This is a genomic window from Lactobacillus sp. UMNPBX15, from assembly GCF_002553785.1.
GTDB classification, from domain to species: domain Bacteria; phylum Bacillota; class Bacilli; order Lactobacillales; family Lactobacillaceae; genus Lactobacillus; species Lactobacillus crispatus.
The window spans coordinates 52592-63015 of record NZ_PCYV01000009.1; the positions used below are offsets into that span (position 1 = coordinate 52592).

General features: G+C 33.9%; 9 protein-coding genes. 5 read left to right on the top strand and 4 right to left on the bottom strand.

Going from position 1 to position 10424, the window contains the following annotated elements:
- Positions 1 to 7: 7 nt before the first annotated feature.
- Positions 8 to 1699: an NFACT family protein gene (locus CP366_RS03895; RefSeq protein WP_089147931.1), complete on the bottom strand. Its 1692-nt coding sequence runs from the start codon at positions 1697 to 1699 to the stop codon at positions 8 to 10.
- A 282-nt stretch (positions 1700 to 1981) separates the two neighbouring features.
- Here CP366_RS03895 and CP366_RS03900 point away from each other — a divergent pair, with 282 nt between their 5' ends.
- The 3 genes from CP366_RS03900 to CP366_RS03910 all read left to right on the top strand — a co-directional run bounded on the left by CP366_RS03900 (position 1982) and on the right by CP366_RS03910 (position 5560).
- Positions 1982 to 2398, top strand: coding sequence for a MarR family transcriptional regulator (locus tag CP366_RS03900; protein ID WP_005719632.1), 417 nt, complete (start codon positions 1982 to 1984; stop codon positions 2396 to 2398).
- A 69-nt stretch (positions 2399 to 2467) separates the two neighbouring features.
- Positions 2468 to 3346 carry a DegV family protein gene (locus CP366_RS03905; RefSeq protein WP_013086380.1) on the top strand — a complete coding sequence of 293 codons (879 nt, stop codon included), beginning with the start codon at positions 2468 to 2470 and terminating at the stop codon, positions 3344 to 3346.
- Positions 3347 to 3682: 336 nt separating this feature from the next.
- A complete protein-coding gene (locus tag CP366_RS03910; RefSeq protein WP_089147932.1) occupies positions 3683 to 5560 on the top strand; it encodes a DNA mismatch repair protein MutS in 1878 nt (625 codons plus the stop codon).
- Between the two features lie 53 nt (positions 5561 to 5613).
- Here the strand turns inward: CP366_RS03910 and xerS are convergent, their stop codons facing one another.
- Positions 5614 to 6681 (bottom strand): tyrosine recombinase XerS, encoded by a 1068-nt coding sequence (gene xerS / locus CP366_RS03915; protein ID WP_057726712.1) that lies wholly within the window; start codon positions 6679 to 6681, stop codon positions 5614 to 5616.
- Between the two features lie 502 nt (positions 6682 to 7183).
- Between xerS and CP366_RS03920 the strand changes: the two genes are divergently transcribed.
- Positions 7184 to 7642, top strand: coding sequence for a hypothetical protein (locus CP366_RS03920; RefSeq protein ID WP_005722391.1), 459 nt, complete (start codon positions 7184 to 7186; stop codon positions 7640 to 7642).
- 44 nt (positions 7643 to 7686) lie between these two features.
- Here the strand turns inward: CP366_RS03920 and CP366_RS03925 are convergent, their stop codons facing one another.
- The gene (locus CP366_RS03925; RefSeq protein WP_005719642.1) at positions 7687 to 8298 is read right to left on the bottom strand and encodes a DUF5052 family protein; all 612 of its coding nucleotides are present in this window, start codon (positions 8296 to 8298) and stop codon (positions 7687 to 7689) included.
- A gap of 149 nt (positions 8299 to 8447) precedes the next feature.
- Complete coding sequence (locus CP366_RS03930; RefSeq protein WP_020993030.1) at positions 8448 to 9605, bottom strand: GH25 family lysozyme; 1158 nt, start codon at positions 9603 to 9605, stop codon at positions 8448 to 8450.
- Between the two features lie 206 nt (positions 9606 to 9811).
- Here CP366_RS03930 and CP366_RS03935 point away from each other — a divergent pair, with 206 nt between their 5' ends.
- Positions 9812 to 10072, top strand: a complete 261-nt coding sequence (locus CP366_RS03935) for a GlsB/YeaQ/YmgE family stress response membrane protein (RefSeq protein ID WP_005727307.1) — start codon at positions 9812 to 9814, stop codon at positions 10070 to 10072.
- The last annotated feature ends 352 nt before the right edge of the window (positions 10073 to 10424 follow it).

Genomic DNA, 10424 nt, shown 5'->3' on the forward strand with positions numbered 1-10424 from the left:
ATGATTTTTATTTTTCAATTTTTTTATTCATAATTTCCTTTTCTTCAGGAGTTACTTCAATTGAATTTTGTCCAGTGTAGATTACAAATCCTGGTTTAGCACCATTAGGCTTTTTCACACGCTTGTCTTGCACATAATCAACTTGTACGTGAGCGGAATTTTTAGCCTTAGAAAAGTAAGCTGCAATCTCAGCCGCTTCTTTAATATCTTGATCAGTAGGCTGATCATCGCGTAAGATCACATGTGAGCCTGGCATATTCTTAACATGAAACCAGTAATCAGATTTATTAGCTTTTTTAAGAGTAAGCCAATCGTTTTGATAGTTGTTTTTACCAACCAATACGTGTTTACCAGATGAAAGTTTAAATTCATTTAAATTGCGTTCAGTGATTTTCTTCCTACGCTTATTTTTCTTTTGTTTACGTAAATATCCTTGATTAATCAATTCATCTGTAATTTGATCAATATCCTGTGGATCCGCATTGTCAATAGCTGTTTGAATTGAATCAAAGTAACGAATATTATCCTTAGCAATACGAAGCTGTTCATTAATGTGCTTAATAGAATCACGTAACTTTTTGTAACGAGTAAAATACTTTTGCGCATTACGAGCAGGGGAGAGAGCAGGATCTAATTTAATCTCTAATGGAGCATTATTTTCGTAATAGTTAGGTAATGAAACTTTAGTCATTCCAGGTTTTACTTGAGCCAAATTTGCATTTAAAATTTCGCCTTTAATTCTATAGCCCTCTGAATTTTCAGCAAGATCTAATTGCTTCTCAAGTTTTTTAACTTTCTTAGTTAGTTTATTTTGCTCATTCTTAACTACACGTTCAACTTGTCCTGCACGCTGCTTAACCCAATCACGTGTTGCCTGATATTCATAAAATTCATCTAAGCCAGCATTCAGATCTGGATTAGAGCTTTCTTTCTCTAAATCTAAATGATAGGGCAAATAACAAAAAATCTTACGCTTATTTCTAGGTGTTTTTAAAATAAAAGCACGCGGATTGTCAAACTGATTAAAAAAGGTCTTAAAAGATGAATAAGTGTAATCGTCTTCAAGATAGCCTAATAATTCAGTTCGATCATCTTTATCTAAGCCATCCATTTTTTGAGCAATTTCATTAGGCTGGTTTTCACTACTTAATTGTTTAAATTCACTTTCTGATAGAGTCAACCCATTTAATCCTGGTTTTAGTGGGGGCAACTCATATTTTGCTTTTGGCAGTAAAACACGCGCTCTATTTTCATCAGGATTAATTCGCTTAAGTAAATCAATAATGTGATTGTCTTCTTGATTATAAAGGATGACATTACTATGACGTCCCATTAATTCTACAGAAAGCATGAGTTTGACTTGATCACCAAGTTCATTTCGATTACTAAAATGAAAGTTGACAATTCGACCTAAGCCAACTTGCTCAATCGATTGCAAAACTGAACCTTCTAAGTATTTTCTTAAAACCATGACAAAAATAGGTGCTTTATCAGGATTTGCAATGTTTTGTTTAGTCAAATACATTCTTGGATATTGTGCATTGGCCGAAATTAAAAATTGATAATTCTTTCTATCTTTTCTAAAAATTAAGACTAGGTCTTGATCAAATGGTTGATAAATTTTTGATAAGCGACCACCTACCAGAGTAGGGACTAAGTCTTTTAATAAACTATGGATAAATAATCCATCAAATGCCATAAATATCACCTCAAAGTTCGTGTAATATTATATCAATTTTTAGTCAGATTCTAAAATGATTATATTTATAAGTTATAGCTAATCATAATTGAAACCTGCAATACAGTAGTAAATGTTTCACGCGAGGTCTGCTATATCATTCAGTTGTATATTACAACATAAAAAGTGCATTGTATTATACAATATTGCTGATAAGTTAGCCTTTTGGTATTATCAAATGCCATATTAAATGATAAAATACAAGTATATAGTAATCTACATTGGAGAAAAAGGACTATACGAATGGATGTATTATTTTTTAGTACGATCGCAGATCAAGTGAAAAAAGAAATAAATCACAAATGTGGCTTAAATATTTCACAAACTCGAATTTTGCTATTTTTTGATGAAAACAAAAATCAAGCATTAGCGATGGGGAAGCTGGCAGAAGCGCTTAATATTTCATTATCAACCTTAAGTCGTCAATTGCAGCAAAAGAAGACTATGAGCTTTATTAATATCACTAGATCGGAAAAAGATTCAAGCAAGATTGTGAATCTAAGTGAAGCTGGCGTGACTAAAGCTAAAGAACTAAAAAAAACTCTGACTAAGATTGAAAATTTATTATTTGTCTATTTTGACAGAGATGCTGCTAATTTATTTATTAAGCAATTAAATCAAGTCGCTGATACTTCTATGACCCTAGAAAAAATGGAATAGGGTGCGTGATAGGTGCCTTTTATGCTATAATTTTTCTATGCTAAATTAGATATGGGAAGGGTTAATAAATTGAAAATTGCATTAGTTACTGACAGTACTAGTGTCTTAACTGATCAAGAAGTTAAAAATAATGATATTAATGTAGTTCCTATTCCTGTCATCGTAGGTGATAAGGAATATTCAGAAGGCGTTAATATCACTTCCACCCAGCTTTTTGAGATGGAGAGACAAGGTGCTGCTTTTCCTAAAACTTCACAGCCCAGCATGGGTCAAATGATAGAATTATGTAATAAATTACACGGAGAAGGCTATGAAGCTATTATCGCTATCACTTTGTCCAGTGGTATCTCAGGCTTTTATCAAAATATGGTAAATATGGCACATAACAATCCTGAATATAATTTATATCCATACGATTCTAAGATGACAGTTAGATTGCAAGGCTACTTGGTGTTAGCTGCCGCAAGAATGATAAAAAATGGTATGGAACCAGAGGCTATCTTAAAGAAATTAGATGAGATACGTAAGACAATTGATGAATTCTTTGTAGTAGATGATCTTAAAAACTTAAGTCGTGGTGGCCGTTTAAGCAATGCCGGTGCTTTTATTGGGACAATGCTTCAAATCAAGCCTTTGTTAACTTTTAATGATGAAGGAAAAATCGTTGCTTTTGATAAGATCAGATCATTAAAGCGTGCTGTTTCTAAGGTAGAAAAATTAACTTTAGATAAGACAGCAAATTTGCCTTATAAAGATAAGCTCCGCTTGTTTGTATTTCACTCAAATGATTTAAAGCAAGCGGAGCAAATTAAGCAATTTGTTAATGAAAACTTTCCAGATAAGCCAGTTGATGTAGCTGAATTTAGTCCAGTAATCGCTACACACTTAGGAGAGAAATCAATTGCAATTGCATGGATGGTTGATATTGATAAGCTCGAATTAAAATAAGAACAAATAGCCATAGACCATAGTACAAACTATGGTCTTTTTTGTTTACCCTTTTTACGATAATAGATTTGTAATTAAAAAATTACAGTTGAGATACTAGTGTTGAATGTCATAGTAAAATTGCTATAATAAGCAATAGTAATATGATTATCACGAAATATAGGAATTAATTTAATAACTGTTTTACTATAGTATCTATTTTAATGTTCTTTTTATGTTACAATCATTTTTAAATCAAATTATAGAAATTCGAGGAAATGCATATGTCTGCAAGCATACTTATTAAGCCATTAGTTACAATCAACGTTAAATTAAACATAAGGAAATTACATCAAATTGAAAAATATCAACAATAATCAAAACTTAAACTTTACTCAAGTTAAAGATATCTTAGCTCAACAGGCAATTACTATTGCTGCCAAAGAACAATTAAGTTCCGCCCAACCAAGTAGCAATTTACATAAAGTAGAACAACTGCTTAATGAAACAGAAGAAGCCGTGAAGATTTTGAAATTACGGCAGCACATTCCTTTTGCCAGTTCTGAGGATATCGAGCATTTAATTACTAAAGCTGAAAAAGGGCTAATCTTAACTCCTGATGATCTAGAAAAAGTAGCAGAATTTTTACGAGTAAATCGCCTACTACAACGCTTTTTAGCCAGACATGAGCAGCTAGCACCATTACTCAATGCATATGTCCAAGACATGACGCTATTGCCAGACATTGAAGATGCTATTTATACTACTATTGAACATGGTCAAGTACGCGATGAGGCAGATCGTGAACTAGCAAAAATGCGCCGCAACTTAAAGAAATCTGTTACTGAACTCAAAACTGCATTAAATCATTTTTTGACTAGTAAACCTAATCAAAAAATGATTAGAGACGCAATGATCGTTGAAAAAGAGGGCTACGCTACCATTCCAATTAAAGCAAACTACAAAAATCAATTGTCAGGGACTATTGTGGCTGTTTCTAATGGTGGACAAACCGTCTACTTTCAACCTGCTAAGGTTGTTCGTCTAAATCAGCAAATAACCAATTTAAAGGCACAAATACGTAATCTAGAACTAGCAATCTTAGGTGCTTTAACTGCAAAAATATACGACGTGAAGGATGATATTAAGCGTAACATTGAACTAATCACTTTACTAGATATGATTTTTGCTAGGGGAAAGTTTGCACAAAAATATAATTGTATTAGGCCTAAAATTAATCGTGAAAATTCTCTTGTTTTACGTGCAGTGCGGCATCCCTTGATCATTAATCCTGTTCCGTTAACCTTAGAATTAACCCAAGAAAATAGTGTTCTAATGATTACAGGACCAAATGCTGGTGGTAAAACCGTCGCGCTTAAAACCACTGGTTTGATGATTTTAATGACCGAACTAGGTCTGTTTTTACCAAGCGATAAACCATGTGATATTCCATTAATGGATGACGTTTTTACTTTAATAGGTGATCACCAGGACCTAGATAATTCTCTGAGTACTTTTTCAGCCGAAATGAAAGATATTGCCATGATTACCAAATATGCTCAATTCCATAGTTTAGTATTATTAGATGAATTAGGGACAGGGACAGATCCAAATGAAGGAAGCGCACTCGCTATTGGAATTCTACAAGAGTTGTATTTACGTGGCTGTTTAATCATGACCACAACACACTACAGCTCTATTAAGGATTTTGCTAAGCAGCATGATGGTTTTATCACAGCTGCAATGGATTTTGACTTAAAAAATCTGCAACCTACTTATAAGTTAAAGATAGGAAGTATTGGTAATAGTCGAGCACTATGGATCGCCAAAAAATCAGGTATTCCAGAAAATGTTCTGCATCAAGCAGAAGCCATATTAACGGGTAATAATTTACCTTTATCTTTAAAAAAACGTTTCGTTCACCAGCGGAAAAACAAAAGCAACCTGGTTGTTAAAAAAGAATTTCATAAAGGTGATATTGTATATGCTACCAATTTAAAAGAAGAAGGAATCTTTTATAAATATCTTCCTACCCAAAATGCAGCAAAGATATTTGTGGCAAAAGAATTTGTAGAAGTACCACTCAGACGTTTACAATTAAGACGACTAGCTAAAGACTTGTACCCAAAAGGATATAACTTAGATTTACTCTTTGTTAAAGACTGGCAAGATTATAAGTTTAATCGTGATCTAGATCGTGGCTCCAAAAAAGCTTACAAGAAATTGAAACATTAATAAAAAACGAGTTTGGAATTGAATAGCCAAACTCGTTTTTGCATTTAATTTGATTAATCGTGATTTTCTTTTGAGATCTCATTGAGAGCCGCACGCTGTTTTTTCTGATCAACATGAGTATATAGATCGGTGGCTGAAGTGCCTTTTTGACCTAGCTGTTGTGCTACAAGCACTTGATCTTTAGTTACTTCATAGAGCTCAGAAGCAACCGTATGACGTAACTTATGTGGGGTAAGGGGATGACCAAAAGCTGCAGAATACTTATTGATCATTTTTTCAATTGCGTTAGTTGTAATTCGCCGCGTTTGACCATGCCATTGAGTTAAAAAGAATGCCACTTGCTTACTATCTGCATGATAGCGTTCATTACGAATACCTTTATATCGCTTGATATAAGGAAGTGTCCATTCTGCAATTGGTACACTATCTTTTTGTCCGCCTTTTCTAGTTACATCTAGTACAGCATCCTTAAGGTTTAAATCACTCAAATCAACGCCAGCACATTCAGACACCCGAATGCCGGTACCTAAGATTAATGCAGCAATTGCCATGTCACGTTCTTTGTTTTGCTTAAAACCAATCTTTGCTTGCTTATTACAATGGTTAATATAGTCCTGATCAATAAAAGTCAAAAATTCAAATTTTAACTTACCAGTGTACATGTGGCTTTCAAGTACATGAGCCCGATAATTAAGTGTTTGCGTATCATTTAAAGAATTAATTTTAAGCATTACATTCCGCTCAAAATATGGCTCACCATGATTATTGTCGGCAGTAATGGTTAAAAACTTAAATAGGGAGCGTAAAGCATTAATTGAGCGATTAATCGTAGTGGGGGAGTTTAGTCGGCCTTGCTTATTACGGGTATGTCCTAAATAATCAATATACAGCATTATGTCATTGCGACGTAAGTTGGCTAATGTATCCGTAGTAACATGAGCATTATCTGAAGCAGAAGAGATATTTTCTTGACGTAGCCAATCGAAGAAGCGTCGAATTTCAGTTAAGTACTGGTAAGTAGTAGTTAATGAATGATTAGTACCAAGATTAAATTGCTTAACAAAATCAGGCAATTTATTTACTTCAATTTGGATCAATTCTAGGTATTTAGCAGTTTCCATATCTGCTCCTTTCACGAACTAATGTTTATATTATATCATACAAATACGTTAATCATAAAAAAATCACCTATTCTCAGGAATAGGTGATAAAAAACAGTCTAATTTAAAATTACTGCGCTCATTCGAACGTGAATATCTATAGTACTAACGTAGAAAAATGATTGCAACTAAATTTAACTTAGATAATCATGTCACTATAACTAGAATACCAGCAACGCTTATAGAAAACTCTTAGCATTCTAATTATAGCAACAGTGATTGCTCGTCAGTAAGTAAGGGCAAATTACATTTAGTAATTCAAACATTACTTACAAACATATGTTGTTTGTATGGTACAACACTTTTCAATCGTTTATTTTATGCTCTTTATTGCTAATGTTCAAGTAAAATATAACATTTTTTATAAAGAATCGAAAAAAGCTTATTTTCCTTGTTTAGTCGTATTTTTTGGCTAAAAATTGTACAATAGATGAAAATACATTATGTGAGATGAGGAAAAAGTATGACAGAAGAAATTAGTGTAAACTTCCAAGCTAAAAACCCTAGTGGTATCAAATTACTGAATCGTCTATATGATGGTCACTTAGTGTTAAACGACATTGGCGTTCGTTTAGATGAACAACTTAATAATGAAGATGAAGAATTGACTGTACCAACTCAAGCAGATGTAGATAACTTGAGTGAGACTTTTGGTAAAACTGTCACAGTTTTCAGTGATATTGCCGATGCATATGGGGATGTAAATAATTTTGCGGAAAACTTTGGTGGCACCACTAAGATTTTTGCTCAAAAGTTAATTACTGAACTAGTAGATTTCAATAATGGTATTGCGGACATTGGAGATTCCGAAGGCGGTTTAGAAAACTACGATAACGATAAGCTTAATGACTGGATTAATCAAGTAATGAGCGACATCGTTGAAACTAATGAAGCATTTAATGCATTAATTGATGATAAATAATAAAAAGTGTCAGTCCTTAAAATGAGGATTGACACTTTTTATAGTTAATTGCTTTTTAAACTGGACATTGGATAAACTGTGTAATCAGCACGGTAAACAAATAGACGATGACCATCAATCACAAATTGAGTTGCATTCTTCATATCACTCTTATGAATTGAGACGTGATTTCCAATAAAGACAGCAATCGGCATTCCTAATTGGCTTCTAATCATTACTACTCTTGAGCTACCATTCCAATCGTTTTTAAAATTCTGATACATTGTATTTAACAGAGGAACAGAACGATTTTGATCGTCGATCTTAACTTTTTTGTTAAATGCATCCTCGTAGTTTTTCAGTCCTTCATAGGCAATCATAGTAGAACCAACGTGAATCATTCGATTATTGCCATAGTCAACATCAATTACGCTAGAATGTTCAGTGCCATTACTACTTTTCTGTGACATCTTTTTATCAGTATGAATATTAACTGACTTAGCTTTGATCTGGTCGATCTTTTGTCCATTAGAATCATACGTTGATACTGTTAAGGGCAATGCCCCAATCTTAGAGCGCATAGATAATTCCCAGTTTTGAAAATCACTACAACCAGTCAGAGAAAGCAATAATACTCCAAGACCTAAGAATAAAGCTAACTTCTTTTTAAATTTCATCCTTATCTTATCCTCGTTTCTATATAATGCCTTAATTTTAACATGGGTAAAAAAGGGATGCAGATAAATAAATTGGAAATGATTCGTCAGTTCATTTACGTTTTAGGGATGCATCAAAAAAGCAGCAAATATTTGCTGCTAAAAATAAATTAGAACTTGTCTGCTTTAACGTAAGCATTTTTACCAATTCGATAGTAAGCTTCATTATTGATGTAATGTTTAGGGCCATAAGTCTTGATCGGTGAACCGGATTTTTTAGTAGACCATTTTGTATTAATGGTGCCATCATTTTTATACACTTTAGCATCAGCTTTAAAGACGCGTGAATTGCCTAGTACGTTACTTGCCATCACATACTTGTCTTCACCGACACGAATCATTGATTTGCCTTTAATTCTCACCTTATTGTCATAATAAGTAATAGAGCTGTAAGCATTATAAAAATCATTTGTCCGGTTGCTATTTTTGTCATAAACATATGACTTGTACATAACTGTAGCTGTTTTCTTGGTATTGGAAGCCTTAGGAGCCTGTGAGACTGCCGCGTTACCTGCGATTGATAATGGCAAGACTGTAATATTGCCATCAGTATTCATTCCGCGCCAATTATCTGTGAACTGCCAGATTGCGACACCATCCATTGAAGGGAAGTATTTAAAGTTGGGTTGGTCTACTCGGCCTGAAATCGCATATGCGGCTACCCAGAGTGAATTAGGATACTTGTTCACGATAGATGGAGTATTAATATTGTTTTGCAAAACGGAAGAACTAGCATAGAGAAGTGGTTGATAGCCAGCCGCCTTAATTTGATCCATAAAGGCAATAATAGCCTTAGCTGTCACATTTTTACCATTAGTAATGATATTGCCCTGACCAGTTTCATAATCGCAGGCTAAGTATGAGCCAGCTGGTAATCCCAACGCCTTAGCAGAAGAAATTGCGTATTGCGCTTCGCGCTTAGCGGCCGATGAACTTGAACTAAAAGTTGCAAAATGATAAGCCATCGGCATCATATCATTAGCAATAGCAGATTTAATCTGATTGGCTGCCTTAGGGTTGCGATAACTGGTTCCCTCACTAACTTTAACGATTGCAAATTGAGAACCAGCCTTGGCATGAGCAGTTAAATCTGCGCTTTGGTAGCTGGCAACATCAATTCCAAGGGCTTTAGCAACAACTGATGTTGATGAAGCTTGCACAATGCTCTCTGAGTCAGAGAAACGAGTCATTTGAGATAAAAGTGTGACACCTGCATTCGTTAACATAGTTGCACATGCTAATTTAATAATTGATTTCCTTTTAAACAATTTATGTCCTCCATACTTAGTGGAGAGAATCTTATCTATATCTCTCACATAATTTATACTTTATAGACTACAGATATAGTTCTCAAAAGGCAATAGATGAGATCATTTATTAATATATCAGTAATCAAACCGAAAAAAATTGAAATCAAATTGTGTTTAATCAGAAATGTGATAAGATATTTTGCAAGAAAGCAAAGGTGATCAAAATGCTACATTGGATTTGGGTATTAATTGTTGGTGGAGTAATCGGCTTAATTGCAGGTGCTTTAACTGGACATGGTAAGTCAATGAACTGGATTGCTAATATTTTAGCAGGATTGGTTGGATCTTCACTAGGCCAAGCCCTTTTAGGGGAATGGGGACCGAAGGTTGCGGACATGGCAATTGTACCGTCAATTTTAGGTGCAGTTATCTTGGTAATCGTCGTTGCCTTCATTATGAATAAAATTAGACCTGCAACAGATTGATTTTATTCAGATTTTTATTCTAGCTAGATAAGCAAAGAGCCTGATTGGACGAATTATGTCTGATTTCGGCTCTTTTTTCGTCTTCCCTGGTCAGCAGAGGAGGGGAGATAGAGGTATAAGGGTTATAATAATGAATTAAAATGTTGCTTGTTTGTATAAAGATTGAGTAACCACGACAAATTAATTCATTAAAAATAAATCTTAGAGTGATTCTCAGCATTTTTTGAAGATTGAAACTTTATTTAGATGTCTTATTCATGTAAAAACACAGATTTAAGTAGCGACTTGAGTCATGAGTTTAGTAGAATTATCATTTTTACCGCTTGATTATTTATTTAATAATATTTCAAGT